The 24,888-nt window shown below is 32.8% G+C and carries 22 protein-coding genes; 18 read left to right on the top strand and 4 right to left on the bottom strand.

The genetic code is table 11. The features are described from left to right. Positions 1-39 precede the first annotated feature (39 nt). Positions 40-1,017 (top strand): YeiH family protein, encoded by a 978-nt coding sequence (locus RT99_RS22795; protein WP_042567026.1) that lies wholly within the window; start codon positions 40-42, stop codon positions 1,015-1,017. 132 nt (positions 1,018-1,149) lie between these two features. On the opposite strand, the gene RT99_RS22790 is transcribed toward RT99_RS22795, so the two are convergent. Beyond that, the gene (locus RT99_RS22790; RefSeq protein WP_242607245.1) at positions 1,150-2,061 is read right to left on the bottom strand and encodes a hypothetical protein; all 912 of its coding nucleotides are present in this window, start codon (positions 2,059-2,061) and stop codon (positions 1,150-1,152) included. A gap of 202 nt (positions 2,062-2,263) precedes the next feature. Here RT99_RS22790 and RT99_RS22785 point away from each other — a divergent pair, with 202 nt between their 5' ends. After that, positions 2,264-3,262 (top strand): zinc dependent phospholipase C family protein, encoded by a 999-nt coding sequence (locus RT99_RS22785; RefSeq protein ID WP_042567024.1) that lies wholly within the window; start codon positions 2,264-2,266, stop codon positions 3,260-3,262. Between the two features lie 187 nt (positions 3,263-3,449). Here the strand turns inward: RT99_RS22785 and RT99_RS22780 are convergent, their stop codons facing one another. Further along, the gene (locus tag RT99_RS22780; RefSeq protein WP_042567023.1) at positions 3,450-5,543 is read right to left on the bottom strand and encodes an LTA synthase family protein; all 2,094 of its coding nucleotides are present in this window, start codon (positions 5,541-5,543) and stop codon (positions 3,450-3,452) included. 191 nt (positions 5,544-5,734) lie between these two features. Here RT99_RS22780 and RT99_RS22775 point away from each other — a divergent pair, with 191 nt between their 5' ends. The 12 genes from RT99_RS22775 (at position 5,735) to hisIE (ending at position 16,895) form a co-directional block, all read left to right on the top strand. Continuing rightward, entirely contained in the window at positions 5,735-6,400 is a 666-nt protein-coding gene (locus RT99_RS22775) for a response regulator transcription factor (RefSeq protein ID WP_042567022.1), read from the top strand. After that, on the top strand, positions 6,401-7,780 hold the full coding sequence (locus RT99_RS22770) for a HAMP domain-containing sensor histidine kinase (RefSeq protein WP_042567021.1): 1,380 nt from the start codon (positions 6,401-6,403) through the stop codon (positions 7,778-7,780). A 329-nt stretch (positions 7,781-8,109) separates the two neighbouring features. Further along, the gene (gene hisG, locus RT99_RS22765; protein ID WP_042567020.1) at positions 8,110-8,967 is read left to right on the top strand and encodes an ATP phosphoribosyltransferase; all 858 of its coding nucleotides are present in this window, start codon (positions 8,110-8,112) and stop codon (positions 8,965-8,967) included. A gap of 102 nt (positions 8,968-9,069) precedes the next feature. Then, entirely contained in the window at positions 9,070-10,353 is a 1,284-nt protein-coding gene (gene hisD / locus RT99_RS22760; protein WP_042567019.1) for a histidinol dehydrogenase, read from the top strand. Positions 10,354-10,473: 120 nt separating this feature from the next. Then, positions 10,474-11,523: a histidinol-phosphate transaminase gene (hisC, locus tag RT99_RS22755; protein WP_042567018.1), complete on the top strand. Its 1,050-nt coding sequence runs from the start codon at positions 10,474-10,476 to the stop codon at positions 11,521-11,523. 299 nt (positions 11,524-11,822) lie between these two features. Then, the gene (gene hisB / locus RT99_RS22750; protein ID WP_042567017.1) at positions 11,823-12,959 is read left to right on the top strand and encodes a bifunctional histidinol-phosphatase/imidazoleglycerol-phosphate dehydratase HisB; all 1,137 of its coding nucleotides are present in this window, start codon (positions 11,823-11,825) and stop codon (positions 12,957-12,959) included. An 82-nt stretch (positions 12,960-13,041) separates the two neighbouring features. Beyond that, the gene (gene hisH, locus RT99_RS22745; protein ID WP_042567016.1) at positions 13,042-13,623 is read left to right on the top strand and encodes an imidazole glycerol phosphate synthase subunit HisH; all 582 of its coding nucleotides are present in this window, start codon (positions 13,042-13,044) and stop codon (positions 13,621-13,623) included. A gap of 3 nt (positions 13,624-13,626) precedes the next feature. Then, positions 13,627-14,100: a hypothetical protein gene (locus tag RT99_RS22740; protein ID WP_042567015.1), complete on the top strand. Its 474-nt coding sequence runs from the start codon at positions 13,627-13,629 to the stop codon at positions 14,098-14,100. A 69-nt stretch (positions 14,101-14,169) separates the two neighbouring features. Then, positions 14,170-14,895 (top strand): 1-(5-phosphoribosyl)-5-[(5-phosphoribosylamino)methylideneamino]imidazole-4-carboxamide isomerase, encoded by a 726-nt coding sequence (hisA, locus tag RT99_RS22735; protein WP_042567014.1) that lies wholly within the window; start codon positions 14,170-14,172, stop codon positions 14,893-14,895. A 96-nt stretch (positions 14,896-14,991) separates the two neighbouring features. Continuing rightward, positions 14,992-15,303, top strand: coding sequence for an NIPSNAP family protein (locus tag RT99_RS22730; protein ID WP_042567013.1), 312 nt, complete (start codon positions 14,992-14,994; stop codon positions 15,301-15,303). Between the two features lie 99 nt (positions 15,304-15,402). Continuing rightward, positions 15,403-16,158 carry an imidazole glycerol phosphate synthase subunit HisF gene (gene hisF / locus RT99_RS22725; protein WP_042567012.1) on the top strand — a complete coding sequence of 252 codons (756 nt, stop codon included), beginning with the start codon at positions 15,403-15,405 and terminating at the stop codon, positions 16,156-16,158. Between the two features lie 137 nt (positions 16,159-16,295). Further along, positions 16,296-16,895, top strand: coding sequence for a bifunctional phosphoribosyl-AMP cyclohydrolase/phosphoribosyl-ATP diphosphatase HisIE (hisIE, locus tag RT99_RS22720; protein WP_305809598.1), 600 nt, complete (start codon positions 16,296-16,298; stop codon positions 16,893-16,895). Positions 16,896-17,159: 264 nt separating this feature from the next. On the opposite strand, the gene RT99_RS22715 is transcribed toward hisIE, so the two are convergent. Continuing rightward, a complete protein-coding gene (locus tag RT99_RS22715) occupies positions 17,160-17,858 on the bottom strand; it encodes a carbohydrate-binding family 9-like protein (RefSeq protein WP_042567010.1) in 699 nt (232 codons plus the stop codon). Positions 17,859-17,972: 114 nt separating this feature from the next. Here RT99_RS22715 and RT99_RS22710 point away from each other — a divergent pair, with 114 nt between their 5' ends. The 3 genes from RT99_RS22710 to RT99_RS22700 all read left to right on the top strand — a co-directional run bounded on the left by RT99_RS22710 (position 17,973) and on the right by RT99_RS22700 (position 21,907). Next, on the top strand, positions 17,973-19,628 hold the full coding sequence (locus RT99_RS22710) for a M1 family metallopeptidase (protein ID WP_042567009.1): 1,656 nt from the start codon (positions 17,973-17,975) through the stop codon (positions 19,626-19,628). A gap of 156 nt (positions 19,629-19,784) precedes the next feature. Further along, positions 19,785-21,440: a M1 family metallopeptidase gene (locus RT99_RS22705; protein ID WP_042567224.1), complete on the top strand. Its 1,656-nt coding sequence runs from the start codon at positions 19,785-19,787 to the stop codon at positions 21,438-21,440. Between the two features lie 284 nt (positions 21,441-21,724). Beyond that, positions 21,725-21,907 (top strand): hypothetical protein, encoded by a 183-nt coding sequence (locus RT99_RS22700; RefSeq protein ID WP_042567008.1) that lies wholly within the window; start codon positions 21,725-21,727, stop codon positions 21,905-21,907. Between the two features lie 94 nt (positions 21,908-22,001). Here the strand turns inward: RT99_RS22700 and RT99_RS22695 are convergent, their stop codons facing one another. Then, positions 22,002-23,546, bottom strand: a complete 1,545-nt coding sequence (locus tag RT99_RS22695) for a hypothetical protein (RefSeq protein ID WP_042567007.1) — start codon at positions 23,544-23,546, stop codon at positions 22,002-22,004. A gap of 155 nt (positions 23,547-23,701) precedes the next feature. Between RT99_RS22695 and RT99_RS22690 the strand changes: the two genes are divergently transcribed. Further along, the gene (locus RT99_RS22690) at positions 23,702-24,877 is read left to right on the top strand and encodes a 2-isopropylmalate synthase (RefSeq protein ID WP_073394292.1); all 1,176 of its coding nucleotides are present in this window, start codon (positions 23,702-23,704) and stop codon (positions 24,875-24,877) included. The last annotated feature ends 11 nt before the right edge of the window (positions 24,878-24,888 follow it).

The raw sequence follows: 24,888 nt of genomic DNA, 5'->3' as shown, positions 1-24,888 counted from the left end.
GGGCAGACCTTTGTAAGGTAAAATATCAAGTACCTTATTTTGAAAACGAAACAACATACAGCAGCACATTTATTTGAAGTTAACCTTTATATCCAACAAGCCGTTTTTGCCTTGGTGATTATTTTGTGTTTGTTTTCGATTATTTCTCCGGCAATTGCTTTGCTGTTGGGCGTTTTGATCGTAAATGTTTTCGGAAATCCATTTATTGCCTTCAATCATAAAGCGATTACTTATTTATTGCAATTTTCTGTGGTTGGTTTAGGTTTCGGGATGAATGCAGCATCTGCCATTTCAGCCGGAAAAGAAGGTTTTTTATTGACTATACTTTCTATTTTCAGCACTTTAGTTTTTGGAACGCTCTTAGGGAAATGGTTAAAAACAGATAGAAAAACATCACATCTAATTTCATGCGGAACTGCAATTTGTGGCGGAAGTGCCATCGCAGCAATTTCTCCGGTAATTAAATCAAACGAAAATCAGACTTCAATTGCGCTCGGCGTTATTTTTATTCTGAATTCTATTGCGTTATTTGCCTTCCCATTTATTGGACATCAGCTGGATTTGTCACAAAAAGAATTTGGTTTATGGTGTGCGATTGCCATTCATGACACAAGTTCTGTAGTTGGTGCTGCCAATAAATATGGCATTGAAGCTTTACAAATTGCAACAACTGTAAAGTTAGCCAGAGCCTTATGGATTATTCCAATTTCGCTTTTGACAGCTTTACTTTTTAACAAAAAATCTGAAAATAGCGGAACAAAAATCAAGATTCCTTATTTTATTGGTTTGTTTATTCTGGCAATGCTTTTTAATACTTATGTACCCGCAACAGGAATCATTGCGCCTCAAATTGTGGGTATTGCTAAAATTGGTTTAACAATAACTTTGTTTCTAATAGGTGCAACATTAAATATAAACACATTAAAATCAGTAGGAGTGAAGCCTTTATTTCAGGGGATATTTTTATGGATTTTTATTGCAGGTTTAAGTTTAACCGCAATTCTATATCTGAATTAATTTTTTATTTCACCATATAAGTTATATAAGTTCATTTAATATATTATTATTTACTGCTTTTATTAAAAAAAGAATTCAAAAAACAAATAAAGCTTTAATATGAACTTATATAACTTATATGGTAAAAAAAGATTATTTTATTTTCACAACAGGTTTACCAACAACCTTATAACGTTTGCCGCTAAAAGTATATCGTTTTTCGATAGTAAATGTAAATTGCTTTTTTGTTTTAGCCATTTGTGCCACTTCTTCCGGTAAACTCACTTCAAATTCAGCGTCAGCTCCCGGTTTATGATAGGTACCATTTGTAGTGATAAGAATATCTCTGAAATATTTTTTATTGTTATCATTTATAACCTTATACGAACTTGACCAGCTTATGTCTTCAACATTTGTAAGCTGATATTGGAAAGCTTCCATGATGGGTTGGTATTTCCCATCCAAACCAACAACGAGATACAAAGTTCCGTCAAACGGACCACCGCCGCCGCCATTTACATGCAACAACGTAAAAGCGTATTGATCTTCTCCAATTTCTAAAAGTTTAGGTTTAGGAGATTGTGCAAAAGCCCCGAATGCAGCAACAGCCGGTTGAAAAGATCTCATTTCCCACAGTTTATCATTTTTGGCAAATTTAGCAACGCCTAAAAGACCACCAGTAAATCTGCTGGTTTGTAAACCATCTTCATCATAAACAGAATGATTAAAAAACAATAATTTAAATTGATTTCCTTTAGAATCCGTATAATCAATATCAGAAAGAAGCCTGGTCGCAACACCTTGGCTATAAGGGAATAATGGATCGGCTTCTTCACCATTAACATCGATATAAGACGTAGGTTTACAGTTTTTGCATTTCCAGCTTAAAAAAGTATTATGATCAGAAAGATTGTATAGTTTTCCGGGAAATAATTTTTGCATTGCTTTTGCAGGATCCAGCGGATCAGCAATAGACAAAGTTCTTTTGGGATTTAAAATGGTATCGCTAACACTTTTCAATTGCACAATATCATCTTGTGCCGAACAAATAGAGGTAAATATCAAAAAAAGAAAACTCAGGCGAATAAGGCGCATATATTTAATTTAGAATAAAAAGAAAACGAAGTTACAAAGAAACTTTTAATATGAACTTATATCATTTATAGGGTTCAAAAAATTATAAAAATTAAATTTACACAATATTTGCAAGTATTCTTTTGAATTATATTTAAATGAGATAAATTTGCCCCCTCAAACAAATTTACAAATGAAAAACTTTAAAATGAAATCAAAACTAATCGCTTTTTTTGCATTAGGGATTGGATTTTTGACATTATCATGGGGAATCGTTGGCCATGAACGTATTAACAAAGCTGCAGTTATGGCTTTGCCTCATCCACTGCAAGTATTCTTTTATAATCATATTGATTTTATTACACAGGAAGCTTCGGTTCCGGACATTCGTAAATACGCCCTGAATTATAAAGACGAGAATCCGAGACATTATTTTGATATGGAAAATTTTGGTTCGGCTGATACCTGGCCACAAACTATGGAAGAGGCAAAGAAAAAATACGATGCCAAATTCCTGAACGACAACGGAATATTGCCTTGGTATATTGAAGATTTAATGGTTAAATTAACCAAAGCTTTTAAAGATAAAAACAGAGCAGAAATTTTATTTCTTGCTGCAGATTTAGGTCATTATGTAGGTGATGCACACATGCCATTACACACATCTGCAAATCACGACGGACAATTGAGTGACCAAAAAGGGATTCATTCACTTTGGGAAAGCAGATTGCCGGAATTGTTCGCAAAAAATTATAAATTAAATGTTCCTCAGGCGCAATATTATGAAGATGTTCATAAAGCAACCTGGGATATGATTAATGATACACATAGTCTAGCTCAGCCTTTATTGGATATTGATAAAAAACTAAGAACTGCAACTCCTGAAAATGAAGTTTTTAAAATGGATGCAGATGGAAAAGTATTGAAAACCAAATACAATACGGCTGTTTTTTCTGATGAATATGCTAAGAAACTGCATAAAGATTTAAACGGAATGGTTGAAAGCCAAATGAGAAAAGCCATCACAGCAACTGCAAGTTATTGGTATACGGCTTGGGTAAACGCCGGAAAACCAGATTTAAGCGATTTAGATTCACCAGCGGTTACACAAAGAAATAATCAGGCATTAAAAGACGATTTAAAACTATATCAACAAGGAGATCTTTTTGGTATGAAAAATCAGAACGACTAAAAAAAAAATTTTTTAGTTTCAGGTTTCAGGTTGAAATGCGAATAATAAATGCTGAAAATTCTATCTAATAAAAAGAGCCTCAAATTCATTAGAATTTGAGGCTCTTTGTTTTAACTCTCTTTCCGTTTGTCAGAAATGACAAAATTATACGGTTAAATTGGAATTTGGAATTTTAAAAAATTGGAATTTAAAATTTTTGATATTTTTTATTCTTCAACAGGTAGGATGCCGATTGATAAAAAGAAACCGCATTATTTACTAAATCAGTTCTTTCTGTTTTCAACGGAATTTCGTCATAATAAATTTGATAATCATCCTGAACACCAGCTTTTGGCTTTAATTTTAAATTGAATTGCCTTACTACTTTTTTCGGAGATAAAATGGTCAGAACATTATCTTTTATCAAACCTAAATCCTGATAAGTTGCAATAAATGCACGTGGTTTATAATCAGGTTTTAAAACATCCTGACCGAAAAATTCACTTTCATAATTAAAATGTAAAAGTCCGAAAAGCGTTGGCATTAAATCAATCTGCGACATTAGTTTATTGCATTTTTCCGGTTTTATATCAGCATTGTATATAAAAGCCGGAATTCTGTATTTGTCTAACGGAAGTTGTGTTTTTCCGGCACTTGAAGCACAATGATCTGCAACAATTACAAAAACGGTATTCTTAAACCACGGTTGCTTACTGGCCATTTCAAAGAATTTTTTCAAAGCAAAATCTGTATATTTTACACCACCATCACGCGATTTAATATCACCCGGAATATCAATTTTATTATTCGGATAAGTAAACGGCCTGTGATTACTCACCGTCATAATATGATTGAAGAAAGGCTTATTTTCTTTCGCCTCGGCATTCATTACTTTTACAGCCTTATTGTACATGTCTTCATCACAAACGCCCCAAACGTTTGAAAATGTGATTTCTTCGGGTAAAAAACTCGATTGATCTACAATTGTATAACCATTTCCGGAATAGAAATCCTGCATATTATCAAAAAAAGCATCTCCACCGTACATGAATTTTACGTCGTATCCTTTTTGTTTAAAAATAGAACCTGTAGAAAATTTATTTTTATTGTCTTCTCTTTTTACAACACTTTCGCCGGCGGTAGGTGGTAAACATAAAGTGACAGCCTCAAGTCCTCGTACAGTTCTGTTTCCGGCTGCATACAAATTCGTAAACTGTAAACTTTTTTGGGATAAACTATCCAAAAATGGTGTTATATTTTGTTCATTTCCATATGATTTCATGAAATCGGCACTCAAACTTTCTATTGTAATTAATACTACATTTTTATGATTTTCAATAGAATCACTGCTTATGGTTTGCTTTGTGTTTTCTTCGATAATATTAGGAAATTGCTGTTTTAAAACAGAAAAAGCTTCTTTTTCGGGAAGTGTTTTATAAAATTTAAAATAATCTAATTTGTTATTCTCAAATGCGAGATAAAATTTATATAACCCATTTGCTTGTAATTCATTAACAAAAATATTTTTTGAATTTTCAGTTTTGGCGAAAGTGGGAATAGCAATTAGTGAAAGTGAAAACAAACCAAAATAAAGGACTGTAAGTTTTATTTTTTCGTTTAATGTTGGAATCTCATTGATGAAATTTTTAGAATTTTTGAGAATGAAATAGGTAACAATTCCAGTAATCAGAAATAAAGCTGAAAATAGAGGAATGACAGGATAAGACTGCATAATATTTCCAATAACTTCATTGGTATAGATAAGATAATTTACAGCAATGAAATTGTATTTTACTCCAAATTCGTTCCAAAAGAAATATTCGCTTAAACCATTTTGAAGAATCAGAAAAACATATAAAAAGATCACAAAAGCAAAGAGACAAAATCTTATTTTTGCTCTTAGTTTTGGCAAAAAAAGCAAAAGGGCAAAAAGTATTGTTTTAATTCCGATAAAAATTAAAACAATTTTAGGCAAGGCACCTCCATATTCATCAAAAATACTTTTGCCCGAAGCCACATATAGAAATAATGCAATAAAAATTCCAAGAATAATATATCCAGAAGGTTTGTTGTATTTTAAATTTGAGATAAAAATCAAATACATCCATAAAAATATACTGGCAACAATAAAAACAAAAACATCAGATATTAATCCTAAAGTAAAGATTTTCAGGCTTTCAAAAATTGTAAATGAGCTTTGTGTTATCGGATGGAAAAACAAAACAATTCGCAACACAAAACTAATAATGAAATAAAACAAAGCAAGGCTGCAAAAGGGAGAAAGCTTCTTATATAAAGTCATGATACTATAATTTGTGCAAAATTAATTTCGGTAAATTAATTCAGGATTAAGCTGGCTTTTACCTTACTTAGTATTATCTTAATATTTGCTTAAGATCATTGAATTTGGTGTATCAGGGTGAATTTTAGGTATTTCTGAATTATCTTTGGTTATAAAAAAAGGAATACATTATAATCTTAATTAAAAATTGGATGCATATTTTAATAGTTGAAGATGAGTTAGGAATTGTTCAGTTCCTGCAACAGGGTTTACAAGAAGAAGGCTATCAGATTACTACGGCAAATGATGGCTCAAAAGGCTTTGAATTAGTTCAAAATCAAAAGTTTGATTTAATTCTTCTTGATTGGATGCTGCCCAAAATTAATGGTCTGGATTTATGCAAAGCCATTCGATTTAAAGATCAAAAAACACCCATTATTTTTCTGACCGCAAAAGATACTGTTCAGGAAACAATAGAAGGTTTAAAAGCCGGTGCCAACGATTATATTAAAAAACCTTTTAGTTTTGAAGAATTGGTAGAACGAATTAAAATTCATTTTAGAAATCCTAAAGAAGCTGAAATTCTGACTTTAGGCACAATAAAAATCGATTTATCAAAACATATTGTTTTTAAAAATGAAGAAGAAATTTCGCTAACCCAAAGAGAATTTGAGTTACTGACTTATTTAATTAGGAATAAAGGAAAAGTTTGTAGCAGAAATCAGATTTTGAAAGATGTTTGGGATATTAATTTTGAATATGACACTGGTGTAATTGATGTTTTTATGAATGCTATTCGCAAAAAACTCAATTTAAAAATTGAAGAAGATTATATAAAAACAATTCGCGGTATTGGTTATATCGCCAACGATTTGTAAATGAAACAACTTTCTTTTAAAAATAGAATAGCATTAAATTATATTATTACAACTGGTTTGCTGATTTTAGTAGTTTTCTCAGTCATTTATTCTATTGTAAAACATACTGTTTACAGCGATATTGATGAAAATCTAAAAGCTGAAATTAAAAACCATCTAGCTGAAATTAAAGTCGAAGGAAACAAAGTAATCCTAATTGATAAAGAAGAGTGGGATGAACGTGAACACAATAGTGTTGATGTAAATCCTGTTTTTGTTGAATTTCTGGATTTAAATAAAAAAATTATTGAAAAAGCACCCAATTTAAAGTCTCAGGCACTTGAATTTAATGATTCTGTAGAAGATTACGAACTTTTTGATACCAAAATGGGAGATCACGCGATCAGGCAAATTCAGGTTCCGCTACATGTAAAAAACAAAAAAATAGGATATATAATTGTAGCTATGTCATTGGCCGATTCAAAATCGGTGCTTAATAACTTGTTTGACATTATGTGCTTGTCGTTTCTGGCAATTTTATTATTGCTGTTTTTTATAGCGAGATTCTTCGCTGGCAGAAGTATAAAACCCATAAATTCGATAATTAATACTTCGAGAATTATTACAAAAGATAATTTAAAAATACGAATTCCGCTGCCTAAAACGCGGGATGAATTATATACACTTTCAGGAACCATAAACAATTTATTAGAGCGGATTGAAGACACAATTGAACGCGAAAAACAATTCACATCTGATGCTTCACATGAATTAAGAACGCCTTTAACTGTTATTAAAGGAACACTTGAGGTATTAATTCGTAAACCTCGTGATAATAAAGAATACGAAGAGAAAATAAACTATTGTATTAAAGAAGTAGATCATTTAAATACGCTCGTAGATCAGCTTTTATTGATGGCTCGTTACGAAAATCAAAAGCAGAATATACAAACAGAATCGGTATATCTGAATGCTCTTATTCTGGATGTTTTAACCTTAAATGCAGAGAAAATAAAGGTTAAAAATCTCAACATTAAATTTGATGCCCAACAGGATTTTTATGTAAAATCAGATAATTTTTTAGTAATTACTATTTTAAGAAACTTATTATCGAATGCTTTAAAATATACGAATGATGATGGCGAAGTTTCGATTTTACTTTCGGAACAGAATAACAAAACAGTTTGTAAAATTTCTGATAACGGAATTGGGATTGAAAAAACAGATTTAGAATCGGTCTTTAGTCCTTTCTTTAGATCTGGTTCTACTGAACATCCGGAAATTAAGGGAACTGGATTGGGACTGTCTATCGTAAAAAGAATTACAGAATTGCTTCAGGTAGAGTTTAAAATTGATAGTAAAATAGGAGAGGGAACCACGGTAATTTTGATATTCAGCTAAATTTTGAAAACGTTATAGTAAATTGAAAAAATGTAATAAAACTAGTAGCTGTGAACTTTTTTAACAATAAACTATCGTTAAGTTAAATTAAAAATTGCTTTTTTATGAAATTATCTTTTATATTTGCAACCGAATCAAAGAATAAAACAAAACACAAATCATGATTTCAATTCAATTACATCATCATCATTTTCATTATTGCTCTCAGGCGATGTGTTAATGGTATGCATGTAAATCATCATATTTTAAAACCCGTTTGAGTACATCAAACGGGTTTTTTAATTCTTATCCTTTGTACTCAAACTATTAATTCAACAAAAACTAAAAAAATGAGTACTTTAAAAATTGCAATTCAAAAATCAGGTCGTTTAAACGAAGACAGCATTCAGATTCTAAAAGATTGCGGAATTTCGATCAATAACGGAAACGATCAGTTAAAAGCAGAAGCTTCCAATTTTCCTTTAGAAGTTTTATACTTGAGAAACTCAGACATTCCTCAGTATTTAATTGATGGAGTAGTAGATCTTGCCATTGTTGGTGATAATTTATTAGTAGAAAAAGGAAAACATATTGAAGTAATCCAAAAACTGGGATTCTCAAAATGTAAAGTTTCTGTAGCTGTTCCTAAAACTTTTGAGTACAATTCGATTCAGGATTTAGCAGGTTTACGTATTGCAACTTCCTATCCAAATACGGTAAACGAATACTTTAATTCTTTTGGTTTAAGTGTTGATATTCACCAAATTTCAGGTTCTGTAGAAATCGCACCAAACATTGGTCTTGCAGATGCTATTGTTGATATTGTTTCAAGCGGAAGCACTTTATTCAAAAATAATTTGAGAGAAGTCGAAGTGATTTTGAAAAGTGAAGCTGTTTTAGCCGTTTCACCAAAAGTTTCTCCTGAGATTCAAAAACACATCGATACTTTAAAATTCAGAATACAATCTGTTTTAAGAGCCCGAAATTCAAAATACATTTTAATGAACGTACCAAACGATAAAATCGATGAAATTGGAAAAATTTTACCGGTTTTACGAAGCTTAACCGTTCTGCCATTGGCACAAGAAGGCTGGAGCAGTGTACATTCTGTAATTGATAAAGACACTTTTTGGGACGTAATTGATAAATTAAAAGAAGCCGGAGCCGAAGGAATTTTAGTTTGCCCAATTGAGAAAATGGTTCTTTAGGGCTTTGCCCGCTTTAGGCTTTAGGCAATATGCTTTAAGCCAAAAAAATATAAAGTTAATAAAGCTTAAAGCCTACAGCTTATAGCTTAAAGCAAAAAATAAATGAATAAAATAGACAATCCAAAACCAGAAACCTGGTCAGAAATATTAAAAAGACCAACCAAAACAATCGATGATATCGAAGTTACGGTAAAAGAAATCTTCAAAGAAGTACAGAAAAAAGGCGATGAAGCTGTTGCAAAATACACTTCAATTTTCGACGGAATTACTTTGGAAAACTACGCAGTTACTCCGGCAGAAATTGAAGAAGCTATTAGTTTAATTTCAAACGAATTAAAAGAAGCGATTCAGTTAGCAAAAGACAATATTTATAAATTTCATGCGGCTCAAAAAACAGACAGAATTTCTATTGAAACAATTGAAGGAGTAAATTGCTGGCAGGAAAAACGTCCAATTCAGAAAATAGGATTGTATATTCCGGGTGGAACGGCGCCTTTGTTTTCGACCGTTTTAATGCTTGCCGTTCCTGCAGAAATTGCAGGTTCTAAAGAAATTGTATTATGTTCGCCACCGGATAAAAACGGAAAAATTAATCCGGCAATTTTATACGCAGCCAATTTGTGCGGCGTTACCAAAATATTAAAAGTAGGCGGGATTCAGGCGATTGCCGGAATGACATTTGGAACGAAATCAATCCCAAAAGTATACAAGATTTTTGGACCGGGAAATCAGTTTGTAACCGTGGCAAAACAATTGGCAACCCAGTTTGGTGTTGCGATTGATATGCCTGCAGGGCCATCAGAATTGTTAGTTGTGGCCGATGATACTGCCGTTCCTGCATTTGTGGCTTCAGATTTATTATCTCAGGCAGAACACGGAACAGACAGTCAGGTTATTTTGGTTTCGACTTCGAAAAGATTAATTGATGCTGTCGAAAACGAAATTCAAATTCAAATTGAAGAACTTCCCAGAAAAGAAATTGCCAAAAAAGCAATTGAAAATTCAAAATTGATTTATGTGCAAAACGATCAGATCGCTTTGGATTTAATCAACGAATATGGACCGGAACACTTTATTATTTGTTCAGAATTTGATGATTTCTATTGCAACGGAATCGTAAATGCCGGTTCGGTTTTTATTGGGAATTATACGCCTGAAAGTGCAGGAGATTATGCTTCCGGAACGAATCATACTTTGCCAACAAACGGATATGCAAAGAATTACAGCGGTGTTAATCTGGATAGTTTTATGAAATCAATGACTTTTCAGAAAATAACAGAAAAAGGAATTCAAAATATCGGGAAAGCCATTGAAGTTATGGCAGAAGCCGAAGGTTTGCAGGCGCATAAAAATGCTGTTACCTTGAGATTACAATCGTTGAAGTAATCGTTATCCTGCAAGGTTTTCAAAACCTTGTAGGTATAGCATACCAGACTTATAATTTTGATTCCTATAATAAACATACCTACAAGGTTTGAGCAACCTTGCAGGAGTAAAACTTAAAATATGAGCACTTTTGATATAAATACAATAACACGTGAAAACGTAAAAACATTAAAACCGTATTCTTCTGCGCGAGATGAGTTTGAAGACTTTGATACGGCACAAATGATTTTTTTGGACGCCAATGAAAATCCGTTTCAAAATGGTGTAAACCGCTATCCTGATCCGCAGCAGAGTTCTGTTAAGGCGATTTTGGCAAAGAATAAAATGGTAAAATCAAGTCAGATTTTATTAGGAAACGGAAGTGATGAAGTTTTAGATTTACTTTTCAGAGCTTTTTGTGAGCCAAAAACAGATAATATTATCTCACTACCGCCAACTTACGGAATGTACAGTGTTTTGGCAAATATTAATGCGGTAGAAAATAGAGAAATTTTGCTTTCGACAGATTTTCAGCCACAAGTAGAGAAAATTTTAGAAGCTGTAGATGAAAATACAAAAATCATTTTTTTATGTTCGCCAAATAACCCAACAGGAAATTCTTTTTCTGATGAAAGCGTGGTAAAATTGCTTCAGAATTTTAAAGGTTTGGTTGTAATTGATGAAGCTTATATTGATTTTTCGGGCAAGGAAAGCTGGTTAACAGAAATTGATGAATATCCAAATTTGGTCATTACACAAACGCTTTCAAAAGCATACGGTTTGGCAGGAATTCGTCTGGGAATTTGTTATGCATCAGAAGCTGTAATTGCAGTTTTAAACAAAATAAAACCGCCGTATAATGTAAACGAATTAACGCAGCAAAGAGCAATTGAGCGTTTAAAATATTCAGATAAAATAAAAAAAGAAATAGCTTCTATTATTGAGCAAAGAGAAGAGTTGCTTAAAGTTTTACTTGAAGTAAGTTTTGTTGAAAAAGTGTACCCAACAGAAGCTAATTTTGTCTTGGTGAAAGTAGACAATGCCAACAAAAGATACGATGAATTAATTGCAAAAGGAATTGTAATTCGTAACAGAACTACACAGCCTTTATGCGAAAACTGTCTGCGTTTTACGATTGGAATTCCTGAGGAAAATGCTATTTTGATTAAAGAATTAAAGTTATTAAGCTAGAAAAAATATTAGCCACAGATTTCACAGATTAAAATGATTTTTTTTCACGCAGATTTGGCAGATTAAAGTAGATTTATTTTGATCTTTAATTATAAATAATCTGTGTGCATCTGCTCAAATCTTTTAAAATGTGCGTGAAATAAAATTTTGCGTAATTAGTGGTAAAAAAATTGAATTGATAAATATCCCGAAAACCGTTTTGCGTGAGGGATAGAGGCGGTATCCTTTTGTGAAGTGGAACGGAACAAAAGATATAGCCGAAAGCCCGACCCGGAGGGACACGCCCAAAATAATAAAATATGAAAAAAGTACTTTTTATCGATCGTGATGGAACGATTGTTTTAGAACCAGAAAATTATCAGTTAGATGCTTTGGATAAACTAGAATTTTATCCAAAAGCTTTTCAATATTTGGCTAAAATTGCCAATGAATTAGATTACGAATTGGCAATGGTAACCAATCAGGACGGTTTGGGAACGGATAGTTTTCCGGAAGATACGTTTTGGCCGACACAAAATTTTATTTTAAAAGCCTTTGAAAATGAAGGAGTTTTGTTTGATGAGATTTTTGTAGACCGATCTTTTCCGGAAGATAACTTGCCAACACGCAAGCCAAGAACGGGAATGTTGACAAAATATCTTAATAATCCGCAATACGATTTGGCGAATTCTTTTGTTTTGGGAGACCGTTTAACGGATGTTGAATTGGCGAAAAACCTTGGCGCAAAAGCGATTTTCATGAATATGACTGACGGAATTGGAAGTAATGAAATTTCGTTGAAAAGAGAGGAACTGAACGATACAATTATCTTGCAGACAACAGATTGGAAGAGAATTTATGAGTTTTTGAAACTAGAAGCGCGTTCAGCATCGATTACGCGTAAAACCAATGAAACGGATATTTTTATCGATTTGAATCTGGACGGAACCGGAAAAAGTAAAATCGAAACCGGAATCGCTTTTTTTGATCATATGTTAGATCAGATTTCGCGTCACGGTCAAATGGATTTGGAAATTTTGGTAAAAGGTGATTTGGAGGTTGATGAACACCACACGATTGAAGATACCGCAATTGCTTTAGGCGAAGTTTTTGCCAAAGCATTAGGGAATAAATTAGGAATCGAACGTTACGGATTTTGCCTTCCGATGGATGATTGTTTAGCGCAGGTTGCGATTGATTTTGGCGGTAGAAACTGGCTGGTTTGGGAAACGGAATTTAAACGCGAAATGGTAGGTAAAATGCCAACAGAGATGTTCTATCACTTCTTTAAGTCCTTCTCTGACGGTGCAAAAGCAAACATCAACATCAAAGCCGAAGGAACAAACGAACATCACAAAATTGAAGCGATTTTTAAAGCTTTTGCGAAAGCGATAAAAGTAGCGGTGAAAAGAGATACAGAAAAAATGATTTTGCCTTCGACAAAGGGAATGCTTTAGGTTAAAAATTGTTTCAAGTTTCAAGTTTCAAGTTCTGCAGAGCAACCTGAAACCTGAAACTTGAAACCTGAAACAAAAGATAATGAAAATAGTAATTATAAATTACGGGGCAGGAAATATTCAGAGCATTATGTTTGCTATTGAAAGACTGGGTTTTAAGGCGGTTTTGAGTAATAATCCCGAAGAAATTCTGGCCGCTGATAAAGTTATTTTTCCTGGTGTTGGTGAGGCAAGTTCGGCTATGGCTAAACTTAGAGAAAGCGGTTTGGATAATTTGATTCCGAAATTGACACAACCGGTTTTGGGAATCTGTCTTGGCATGCAATTGATGTGTAATTCGTCTGAAGAAGGAAATACCAAAGGTCTGGGGATTTTTGATGTTGATGTTATTAAATTTACTTCAAAAGTAAAAGTGCCACAAATGGGATGGAACCAGATTTATGATTTAAAATCGGATTTATTTAAAGGAATTTCTGAGAATGAATTCATGTATTTGGTGCATAGTTTTTACGCCCCAAATTGCGATGAAGCCATTGCTACTACGGATTATGAACTGGAATATGCTTCGGCTTTGCAAAAAGATAATTTCTACGGAACTCAGTTTCACCCGGAAAAAAGCGGAGCGGTTGGGGAGAAAATACTTGATAATTTTCTTAAGTTGTAAGTTATGGCTAAATCATTTATTGATAATTCAACAAAAAAACTAAAAGAATTAATACTCGAATATGAAGATTTTCTGAAAGACGATTTGATCGAATATAAAGCAAATAATTTATGTACTAATGCTTGGCATATTTTTGATTGGATCCTTGTCGAATTTAGAAATATTCATGGCTATTATAATATTGGAGATTTAAGAAATTCATTATATCCAAGATGCAACTCTTTGAAAATCATGCATGATATCGCAAATGCTTCAAAACATAATAACCTTGATAGACCTAAAGCATCAATACGAACAACTAATATGCATGAAGGTGATTTTTGTAAAGCTGACTTTTCAAGTGATGATTTTGATGTTTCAAGATTAGAAATAGAATTGGAAGATGGAATGATATTGAATTTCAATGAAGAAATTAAAAATGTTATTGAATTTTGGAAAAGTTACTTCAATAATGATTTAGAAATAGATTTGAATTAAAAAAGAATAAAAAAAACAATAGTTTTCAGAAAATCTAAAATCTGAACTCTAAAATCTAAAATATCAAAAATGAGAATAATACCAGCCATAGATATCATCGACGGAAAATGTGTTCGCTTATCAAAAGGGGATTACGATACCAAAATAATTTACAATGAAAATCCGCTTGAAGTAGCGAAATCATTTGAAGCGCACGGAATAGAATATTTACATTTAGTAGATCTTGACGGAGCAAAATCGAGCAAAATTGTTAATTATAAAATATTAGAACAAATTGCGAATCAAACCAGTTTGAAAATTGATTTTGGCGGAGGCTTAAAATCAGATGACGATTTGAGAATTGCTTTTGAAAGCGGAGCAAATCAAATAACCGGTGGAAGTATTGCCGTAAAAAACAGAGCGATTTTCGAAAAATGGATTTCAGAATACGGATCGGATAAAATTATTTTGGGCGCTGATGCAAAAGACGAAAAAATAGCGGTTTCAGGTTGGTTAGAAGATTCAAATGAAGATTTGATTCCGTTTATTCAGGATTATCAGACTAAAGGAATTCAGTACGTTATTTGTACCGATATTGCAAAAGACGGAATGCTGGAAGGCCCAAGTTTTGATTTGTACGAGAAAATTTTAGCAGAAGCCAAAGGTGTAAAACTAATCGCTTCGGGTGGAATTTCAACTTTTGACGAATTGCCTAAATTAGCTGAATTAGGATGTGAAGGAACAATCATTGGGAAAGCAATTTATGAAGGTAGAATTACTCTTAAACAATTGGAGAACTACATAATTAGAAAATGAGAATTAATTAGATAATTAGTCAATTAGATAATTATTTAAATACGCTTAAAATTATCTAATTGACTAATTATCTCATTGTCACATTAAAAATATATTATGATAACTTGTCACTTAAAATACGTTATAGATCCTTATCAATTAGAAGCTTTTGAGGATTACGGCAAAAGATGGATTAAGATTGTAAATCGTTTGGGAGGGCAGCATCATGGTTATTTTATGCCTTCGGAAGGAGCAAATAATATTGCTTATGCATTGTTTTCTTTTCCGAGTTTAACAGCTTATGAAAATTACCGAAAGCAAATGTTTTCAAAAGATGATAAAGAATGCGTAGAAGCTTTTAAACTTGCAGAAGATACCAGATGTATTATCAGTTACGAGAGAACTTTCTTGAGTCCTGTATTCGAGTAAAGAAAATTAGATAATGAGAAAATTAGATAATTAGATAATTTTATGCGTTTCGTGAAAAATTATCTAATTATCTAATTCTCAAATTAACACATTAAATTAATGTTAGCAAAAAGAATCATTCCTTGTTTGGATATAAAAAACGGAAGAACCGTAAAAGGCGTTAATTTCGTTGACCTGCGCGATGCAGGAGATCCTGTAGAACTGGCAGAAATTTATTCGGCTGAAGGAGCCGATGAATTGGTTTTTCTCGATATTTCTGCAACAGAAGAACGTCGAAAAACGTTGGTGAATATGGTGCGAAGTGTGGCCGAAAAAATTAATATTCCGTTTACGGTTGGCGGTGGAATTTCATCTGTTGAAGATGTTGAAATCCTGCTAAATAACGGTGCTGATAAAGTCTCTATTAATTCATCGGCAGTAAAAAATCCGCAATTGATTAATGATTTGGCTCAGAAGTTTGGAAGCCAATGTGTTGTCGTCGCTATAGATGCTAAACAAATTGACGGACAATGGATTGTGCATTTGGTTGGCGGAAAAGTTCCAACTGAATTAAATCTATTCGATTGGGCGGTAGAAGTGGCAGAACGTGGTGCAGGTGAAATTTTATTCACTTCAATGGATAATGACGGCACTAAAAACGGTTTTGCAAACGAAGCTTTGGCTAAATTATCAACTTTAATTAATATCCCGATTATTGCTTCTGGCGGAGCAGGAAATATTCAGCATTTTGTTGATTCTTTTAAAGAAGGAAAAGCAGATGCGGCTTTGGCGGCGAGTGTTTTTCACTTTAAGGAGATTGAAATTAAGGCGTTGAAAGAAGAACTTAGGAAGAATGATATTGAGGTAAGGATTTAGAAGCAAGAAGCAAGAGAATAAAATAAAGAGAATAGAATAAAGAATTTAGCTGGGAGATTTAAAGCCGAAAGTCGAATTCTAAAAGAAATAATCATAGAGTGTAGAAATCTAAAATCTGAACTCTAAAATCTAAAATAATTATGAACATAGATATAAAAAGCTCACACGGATTGATTCCGGCAATTATCCAGGATTCTGAAACAAAGAATGTTTTGATGCTGGGTTATATGAACGAAGAATCGATTCAAAAAACAATTGAAACTCAAAAAGTAACTTTCTTTAGCCGTTCTAAGCAAAGACTTTGGACAAAAGGCGAGGAGAGTGGCAATTTTTTGAATCTGGTAAGTATCAAAAATGACTGTGACGGCGACACACTTTTAATTCAGGCAAAACCTGTTGGACCAACCTGTCACACTGGCGCTGATACTTGTTGGCAGGAAGAAAACAAAGAAAACTACGGTTTTATTTCTCAATTAGAAGACACAATTAAAATTAGAAGAGAAAACGCTGATTCAGAGAAAAGTTATGTAGCTTCCTTATTCGAAAAAGGAATCAATAAAATTGCTCAAAAAGTGGGCGAAGAAGCTGTAGAAGTTGTGATTGAAGCCAAAGATGATAACGACGATTTATTTCTTAGCGAAAGTGCTGATTTATTGTTTCACTATTTGATTTTATTGCAGGCCAAAGGTTTTCAGTTGAATGATGTTGTGGATGTTTTGAAAAAGCGTCAGAAGTAGTTTAAAGAAAGTAATTAATCTTTGTCATGGTACGCAGATTACACGGATTTGCTATGCAAAGACGCGGATTCATACGGATTTTTTATTTTAATTGTCATTGGTAGCGAAGTTGAGTATCAGACTGAGCGAAAAGTCGAAGCCCGTTTGCTGAATAACTTTGCGGGACTTCGACTCCGCTCAGTCTGACAATAATAAAAAGAAAAATCCGTGTTAATCTGCGTTTTCGCTTTAGCGAATCCGCGTCATCCGCGTCCCATTTCATCGCTATTCCACAAACTCAAAAACCGCAAATTCCTGCGGTTGATGAAAACCAAATTTTAAACTCTTATAATATTGTAATGCAAGATATTCTGTTGTGTTACCGTAATCAATTCTAAAAGTATTTCCTTTCCACTTTGTGCCGATTTTCGGTTGAATAAAATTGCCGTTTTTTATCTTTTCTAAACTCGAAAAGGGAATTTTAATTTCGGTACAAAAACCTTCGGGAGTTGTTTTACTTACAGCTTCCATTTCTGAAATATCAAAAGCCATTGAAGCTTTCCAGCCACCACAATTTGATGATGGGCATTTGATTAGCATATCGTAATTTGCAGAAAAAGCGTTTACTCCAATTTCCAGATAATTTTGCCCGTTTCCGTCGGGATCCAGAAAAATTTCAACCAAATCATCCGTTTCATATATTTTAGAATCTTTCTTTTGTGAACTTCCAATTATTTTAGAATCTTCAGTACGATAGGCAATATAAAGGTTTTCGTCATTCCACGAAAGTGAAACCATTGTGTTTTGAGTAGCTTTTTCTCCGGAATTATGAATTACAAAAGGCCCTAGAAATGGGGTTTTCCAATCAATTAAATCACCGTCAATTGTTATTTTATCATTTTTTTTATGAATAGGAAATGTCTGGGAATAATTATTTACTGAATATAGGAATGTTAAAAGGTATAAAAATGAGCTAAATTTCATAAAACTGGTAAATTTTAGCTAAAATAAAAAACAATACTGTATATGAATACAAATCTGTAACATAAATTAAAAAAATATACTAATATTATAACTAATTCAAAAACTTAATTTATAATGAAAAAATACGTTGGGAGTGTTATAATAGCTTTTCTAATTGGTTTTGCTGCCAATGCTCAAGGACTTATGAATAAGTCCGAAACGATTTTCACACATCAGGATACTTTACGCGGAAGCATCACAAAAGAAAGAGCCTGGTGGGATTTGAAATATTATCATCTTGATATTAAAGTAAATCCGGCTGAGAAAGCCATTACAGGATCTAACACAGTTCGTTATACGGTTTTAGCAGAAAATAGTACGATGCAGATTGATTTGCAGGAACCAATGGAAATTTATAAAGTGCTTCAAAATGGAAAAGAATTAAAATTTGAAAGAAATGGAAATGCATTTTTCATCAATTTAATTGAAAATCAAAAAGTTGGAGAAACAAAAGAGGTTGTAATATTTTACGGAGGAAAACCAAAAGAAGCCGTTCGCCCGCCGTGGGATGGAGGACTTACGTGGAAAAAAGATAAAAACGGAAAAGATTTTATTGCTTCAACTTGTCAGGGATTGGGCGCGAGTGTTTGGTGGCCGTGCAAAGACCATATGTATGATGAAGTGGAAAATATGCTGATTAGCGTAAATGTTCCCGGAGATTTAACGGATGTTTCTAACGGAAGATTACAAAGTGTGAAAAAACAAAAAGACGGAACTAAAACTTTTAATTGGTATGTTTCGAACCCGATTAATAATTATGGTGTAAACATTAATATTGGAGATTACGTAAATTTTTCTGAAAAATATAAAGGCGAAAAAGGCGATTTAGACTGTAGTTATTATGTTTTACGTGATAATTTGGCTGTAGCCAAAGAACATTTTAAGGATGCGCCAAGAATGCTAAAAGCCTTTGAAAACTGGTTTGGGCCTTATCCTTTTTATGAAGACAGTTACAAGTTGGTAGAAGCGCCGTATTTAGGAATGGAGCACCAAAGTAGTGTGACTTATGGAAACAACTTTACAAAAGGATATAATGGCAACGATATGAGCGGAAGCGGCTGGGGATTGAAGTATGATTATATCATTATTCACGAATCCGGTCATGAATGGTTTGCCAATAATATTACGTATAAAGATATTGCTGATATGTGGATTCATGAGAGTTTTACAACTTATTCTGAAGCGCTTTTTGTGGAATATTATTATGGAAAAGAAGCTGCGAATGAGTATATAAGAGGAATCAGGAAAATAATAACCAATAAAAAACCAATTATTGGTTATTATGATGTCAACGTCGAAGGATCTGGAGATATGTACCCAAAAGGAGCAAATATGATTCATACGATACGTCAGGTCATAAACGATGATGCAAAATGGAAATCGATTTTAAGAGGCCTGAATAGTACATTTTATCACCAAACGGTTACTACAAAACAAATTGAAGATTACATTAGTACACAAGCAGGAATTGATTTTAGTAATGTCTTTAATCAATATTTAAGAACGCCAAATGTGCCTACTTTTGAATATTATTTTAAAGATCAAAAACTAGTTTATCATTGGATAAACTGTGTCGAAAACTTTGATTTACCATTAAAAGTAACTTTAAACGGAGTTGAAACCTGGCTAAAACCAACATCAGACTGGAATGTAGTGGATGCAAAAGGAGATAAACCAACTTTAGTCGCTGATAAAAACTTTTATATCACAGAATTTAATATTACAAATTAGGTTTCTAATATATTTAGAAAGAAACCCAACAAATATTAAACTTATTGGGTTTCTTTTTTATCCCTAAATCATAAAATTTGAGAAAACTTAATTCGAATGTTTACTTTTGTGAAGATTAAGTTCTATAAATACGTTATTATTTCAATTTCTACCATTATGAAAAATTACTTTGGAGGCTTTTTTATTGCCTTTTTGGTTTGTTTTACTACAAATGCACAAGGGCTTTTAAACAAGTCTGAAACGGTTTTTACACATCAGGATACACTTCGCGGAAGCATTACAAAAGAAAGAGCCTGGTGGGATTTAAAATACTATCATCTTGATGTTAAGGTAAATCCTTCTGAAAAAACGATTACAGGTTCAAATACCGTTCGTTATACAGTTTTGACTTCCTACAACAAAATGCAGATTGATTTGCAGGAACCAATGCAAATTTACAAAGTAACGCAGGATGGAAAAGAATTGAAGTTTAAAAGAGACGGAAATGCTTTTTTTATAGATTTAGTAGCTGCTCAAAAAGTAGGTGAAACGAAAGAAATCGTAATTTCATTTGGCGGAAAACCTAAAGAAGCCATTAAACCACCTTGGGATGGAGGAATTACATGGAAAAAAGATAAAAATGGAAAAGATTTTATCGCTTCATCTTGTCAGGGTTTAGGCGCAAGTATTTGGTGGCCAAACAAAGATCATATGTATGATGAAGTCGAAAATATGTTGATTAGCGTAAATGTTCCGGGAGATTTAACGGATGTTTCTAATGGAAGATTACAAAGCGTTAAAAAACAAAAAGACGGAACTAAAACCTTTAATTGGTATGTTTCGAACCCAATTAATAACTATGGTGTAAACATCAATATCGGTGATTACGTTAATTTTTCTGAGAAATATAAAGGCGAAAAAGGTGATTTAGATTGTAATTATTATGTTTTGCGTGATAATTTGGCTGTAGCCAAAGAACAATTTAAAGATGCACCAAGAATGCTAAAAGCGTTTGAAAACTGGTTTGGACCTTATCCGTTTTACGAAGACAGTTACAAGTTGGTAGAAGCGCCCTATTTAGGTATGGAGCACCAAAGTAGCGTAACTTACGGAAATGAATATAAAAACGGTTATTTAGGTCGTGATTTAAGCGGAACAGGCTGGGGATTAAAATTTGATTTTATCATTATTCACGAATCAGGTCACGAATGGTTTGCGAACAATATTACGTATAAAGACATTGCTGATATGTGGATTCACGAGAGTTTCACAAACTATTCTGAAAGTCTTTTTGTGGAATATTATTATGGTAAAGAAGCCGGAGCTGAATATGTAAGAGGATGCAGAAAAAACATTCATAACGACACGCCAATTATTGGACATTATGATGTAAATAATGAAGGATCTGGCGATATGTATCCAAAAGGTGCAAATATGCTGCACACGATTCGTCAGATTATAAATGATGATGCAAAATGGAAATCGATTTTGAGAGGTTTAAACAGTACGTTTTATCATCAAACGGTAACTTCTAAACAAATTGAAGATTATATCAATACACAATCTGGAATTAATTTCAACAGAGTTTTTGCACAATATTTGACTACAACTCAAATTCCGGTTTTTGAATATATTTTTAAGAATGGAACATTGGGCTATCATTGGACAAATTGTGTTTCGAAGTTTGATATGCCAGTAAAAGTGAAAATTAACGGCGTAGAAACATGGTTGAAACCAACTACAGAATGGCAATCTGAGAAAACTACTAATGAAAACAGAACTTTAGAAGTTGATAAAGATTTTTATGTAACGAGTTCTAATATAGTGGAATAAACTTTTTTTAAATTCCAATATTTCAAAATCCCAAATTCCAATTGATGGAGTTTGGGATTTTTTATGCAATAATTTTGCGCAAAGACCTTTGCGCAAATCATTTGGAATTTGGGATTTAAATATTGGAATTTTTATTAAGATTTCTTCATTGTGTTAATTATATTATTTGTACGAATATTACCGTTTTATTTTTCTACTTTAGATTGTAATAATCTGAAAATGAATAAATAAAGCGTAATCCGAAAAGCTTAAGAGTAGGAAATCAAAATCAAATCAAACAAATTATGAAAACTTTAAAAAACCTAAAAAACATTGAAATTTTAAGTAAAAATGCTCAAAAATCTATTTCTGGAGGAATTCCTTTATGCGTTATATTATGCGGCGAAGCGGGAGGAGTTATTTCGAATACGCCGGGCAGAGGAGATGTATGTCAGCCTGGAACTACGGTTTGTTGCTATTGCAGATAAAACGCCTTAAAAGTTAAACCCGACAGGTTTTAAAACCTGTCGGGTTTCTCATATGCGTTGGAATTTGGAATTTAAAAAATTGGAATTTTATGGATCAACGGCTATTCAACTTCGCCTTTTCCTTAATAATATCAGCAATTTTTCTATTCTCGATTTTGCTTTCCAGCCAGGAAATAATGTCTAAATAAAGGAAAGCCCTTTTTTCGTAAGTATTTTTTTCAAGTTCTACAAAACGGGTATGCATTTTTTTGAATTCCTTTTTAATATCGGCAGGATAAAGGTTATTTAGACTTCTCAGGAACTTAATAATCTCTTTTTGAACTTCGTGTAAGTCGTTCATTTTTATTAGAAACTTATAAGTGTTTTTTATATTATTTTCTAAATAATAATCTTTTCCTAATTCATAATGTGCGATCAACGACAAAAGTCTGGCGAAACACATTAAGTCTTCGCGCATGGTTAAGTTTTTGTTATTGATGATTTTATCTAAATAATAAATGCATTCTGTGTATTTCTCGTTTCCAAAATAAATAGAAGCAATTTTATAGAAAAACAACATTTCGTGATGTTCATCGAGATGTTCGCTGTGAATTTTTAATTTTTCTAAAATCTCCGGAATCAAATATTCGCTTTCGGCAAAAGTACCTTCGAGAATATGTAAATTGAGCTTGTTATTGTAAATATATAAAAATGATAGTGACGCAATGTTGTCATTTACAGGAAATTTAGGATCCTCAATGGTTTCTTCCATAAGAGTTAAATATTTCTTGAAATTCGATTTGTATTTCAACATATATAAAGACTCTAAAAAGTAATGATTTCCTTTTAGAAAGAATACCGGATTTTGATAAATCATATTCGGATTATCATAAAACAAGGTAACCCATTTATAAGCGTATTTGTAACTCGCCAGAAAATCCTGAACAAGGAAACTGCGCCAAAGATTGGCATTGTAAAACCAGTATTTCTCACGGAAACCGAATTTGCTTTCGTCAAGTTTTGCAATATGTTTATTGAAATAATCGTCAATATATTTATATTCTTCATCGCTTTTTACGTAACCAGTTTTCAGCATGATTCCGTACAATTGCAGTGATAAATTTGATAATTTGCTTGAGATTGTATTTCTGTAATTCAATTCTTTTGCCTGAATCACCAATTCATCGGCGCGACCCTGAATACTTCGTGTAATATATTGAGATTCTATTAGTTTTTCGAATTCAACAATTTCATACGCCATATATTTTTCATCATTTTCAAGCGCAATGATTTTTGTTTTATCCAGAATTTTCAAACTCTGTTTGTATAATCCTTTATTATAAAGAATAACGGCAAAATCTATTTGTTCACGCAATTGATACCGAATATTCTGGCTGGGAATATTCAGTCGAATACTGACTAAAATTTGTTTGTACAAATATGATTTTAAGTTAGATAGCTGTACTTTTTTGATGATTCCGCTTTTTAAAATAAGCTTTTCATCGTAGGTTTCAGATTTATCTAAAATGTTGAATAATTCGATGAATTTGGTGTTCGAACTTGTTTCTAATCGGCTTGCAAAAATTTTAAACTGTCTTTTTTCAGATTTCGAAAGCGATTTTATTAATACAAATAAGAAATCTTTTTGATGGTTAGCCATTGTAAAATATAATAGTGTAACTTATTGGTTTTTAGTTATTTAATGCGTTATAAATTGTGTTATAAACAGTATAATTTCATTAAAATGAATTTCGTACTGTAGAAGTACAATATATATTTGTTATCAAGATGTGAAATTACATTAAATAAATGAATATGAATAGAGAGAAAGTTCAAATTTTTGACACCACTTTGCGCGATGGTGAACAAGTTCCAGGATGTAAGTTAGATACTAAACAAAAATTAGTTATCGCAGAACGACTTGACAAAATGGGAGTTGACGTTATCGAAGCGGGTTTTCCTGTGTCAAGTCCGGGCGATTTTTTATCGGTCTCTGAGATTTGTAAAATTGTAGAAAATGCAACCGTCTGCGGACTAACAAGAGCCGTAAAAAACGACATTGATGTTGCTGCAGCAGCTTTAAAGCATGCTAAAAGACCTAGAATCCACACCGGAATCGGAACATCGCAATCTCATATACTCCACAAATTAAATACCACACCAGAAGATATTATTGCAAGAGCAAAATATGCTGTAGCACACGCAAAATCTTATGTAGAAGATGTTGAGTTTTATGCAGAAGATGCCGGAAGGACAGATAATGCTTTCCTTGCAAAGGTTTGTGAAGAAGTAATTAAATCGGGTGCAACCGTATTAAATATTCCTGATACCACAGGATATTGCTTACCTGAAGAATACGGTGCAAAGATTAAATATTTAAAAGAAAACGTAAAAGGAATCGAAAACGTAATCCTTTCCTGTCACTGTCATAATGATTTAGGAATGGCAACTGCAAACTCTATTGCAGGTGCGATAAATGGAGCTAGACAAATAGAATGTACTATTAATGGTATTGGTGAAAGAGCCGGAAACACTGCACTTGAAGAAGTGGTAATGATTTTCAAACAGCATCCTTACCTTAATTTAGATACAAACATCAATACAAGAGAATTGAACGAAATGAGTCGTTTGGTTTCTGAAAGTATGGGAATGATCGTTCAGCCAAACAAAGCAATTGTTGGTGCAAATGCTTTTGCACATAGTTCAGGAATTCATCAGGATGGTGTTATTAAAAACAGAGCAACTTACGAAATCATGGACCCGCTTGATGTGGGTGTAAATGAATCGTCAATTATCCTTACAGCAAGAAGTGGAAGAGCTGCTTTGGCTTACCGCGCTAAAAAAGTAGGTTACGAGCTTACAAAAGTACAATTAGACATTGTATACATCGAGTTTTTGAAATTTGCCGATATCAAAAAAGAAGTTTTAGATGCTGATATTCATCAGATTATCGAAGCTGCTAAGATTCAGGATGAATTAGTTAGAAGCTAGTTGGGAAGAAT

The organism is Flavobacterium sp. MEB061 (genome assembly GCF_000834715.1).
Lineage (GTDB): Bacteria > Bacteroidota > Bacteroidia > Flavobacteriales > Flavobacteriaceae > Flavobacterium > Flavobacterium pectinovorum.
Note: the sequence above shows the minus strand (reverse complement) of the source record. Positions and strands in the feature narration are given on the sequence as shown.

What these genes read in the sequence shown, in the direction of transcription:
- RT99_RS22715 (WP_042567010.1), bottom strand. Translation starts at nt 17,858, where the DNA reads ATGAAATTTAGCTCATTTTTATACCTTTTAACATTCCTATATTCAGTA.
- RT99_RS22780 (WP_042567023.1), bottom strand. Translation starts at nt 5,543, where the DNA reads ATGACTTTATATAAGAAGCTTTCTCCCTTTTGCAGCCTTGCTTTGTTT.
- hisG (WP_042567020.1), top strand. Translation starts at nt 8,110, where the DNA reads ATGAGTACTTTAAAAATTGCAATTCAAAAATCAGGTCGTTTAAACGAA.
- hisH (WP_042567016.1), top strand. Translation starts at nt 13,042, where the DNA reads ATGAAAATAGTAATTATAAATTACGGGGCAGGAAATATTCAGAGCATT.
- hisD (WP_042567019.1), top strand. Translation starts at nt 9,070, where the DNA reads ATGAATAAAATAGACAATCCAAAACCAGAAACCTGGTCAGAAATATTA.
- RT99_RS22770 (WP_042567021.1), top strand. Translation starts at nt 6,401, where the DNA reads ATGAAACAACTTTCTTTTAAAAATAGAATAGCATTAAATTATATTATT.
- RT99_RS22695 (WP_042567007.1), bottom strand. Translation starts at nt 23,546, where the DNA reads ATGGCTAACCATCAAAAAGATTTCTTATTTGTATTAATAAAATCGCTT.
- RT99_RS22700 (WP_042567008.1), top strand. Translation starts at nt 21,725, where the DNA reads ATGAAAACTTTAAAAAACCTAAAAAACATTGAAATTTTAAGTAAAAAT.
- RT99_RS22785 (WP_042567024.1), top strand. Translation starts at nt 2,264, where the DNA reads ATGAAAAACTTTAAAATGAAATCAAAACTAATCGCTTTTTTTGCATTA.
- RT99_RS22740 (WP_042567015.1), top strand. Translation starts at nt 13,627, where the DNA reads ATGGCTAAATCATTTATTGATAATTCAACAAAAAAACTAAAAGAATTA.
- hisF (WP_042567012.1), top strand. Translation starts at nt 15,403, where the DNA reads ATGTTAGCAAAAAGAATCATTCCTTGTTTGGATATAAAAAACGGAAGA.
- RT99_RS22690 (WP_073394292.1), top strand. Translation starts at nt 23,702, where the DNA reads ATGAATAGAGAGAAAGTTCAAATTTTTGACACCACTTTGCGCGATGGT.
- hisA (WP_042567014.1), top strand. Translation starts at nt 14,170, where the DNA reads ATGAGAATAATACCAGCCATAGATATCATCGACGGAAAATGTGTTCGC.
- RT99_RS22775 (WP_042567022.1), top strand. Translation starts at nt 5,735, where the DNA reads ATGCATATTTTAATAGTTGAAGATGAGTTAGGAATTGTTCAGTTCCTG.
- RT99_RS22730 (WP_042567013.1), top strand. Translation starts at nt 14,992, where the DNA reads ATGATAACTTGTCACTTAAAATACGTTATAGATCCTTATCAATTAGAA.
- RT99_RS22705 (WP_042567224.1), top strand. Translation starts at nt 19,785, where the DNA reads ATGAAAAATTACTTTGGAGGCTTTTTTATTGCCTTTTTGGTTTGTTTT.
- RT99_RS22710 (WP_042567009.1), top strand. Translation starts at nt 17,973, where the DNA reads ATGAAAAAATACGTTGGGAGTGTTATAATAGCTTTTCTAATTGGTTTT.
- hisC (WP_042567018.1), top strand. Translation starts at nt 10,474, where the DNA reads ATGAGCACTTTTGATATAAATACAATAACACGTGAAAACGTAAAAACA.
- hisB (WP_042567017.1), top strand. Translation starts at nt 11,823, where the DNA reads ATGAAAAAAGTACTTTTTATCGATCGTGATGGAACGATTGTTTTAGAA.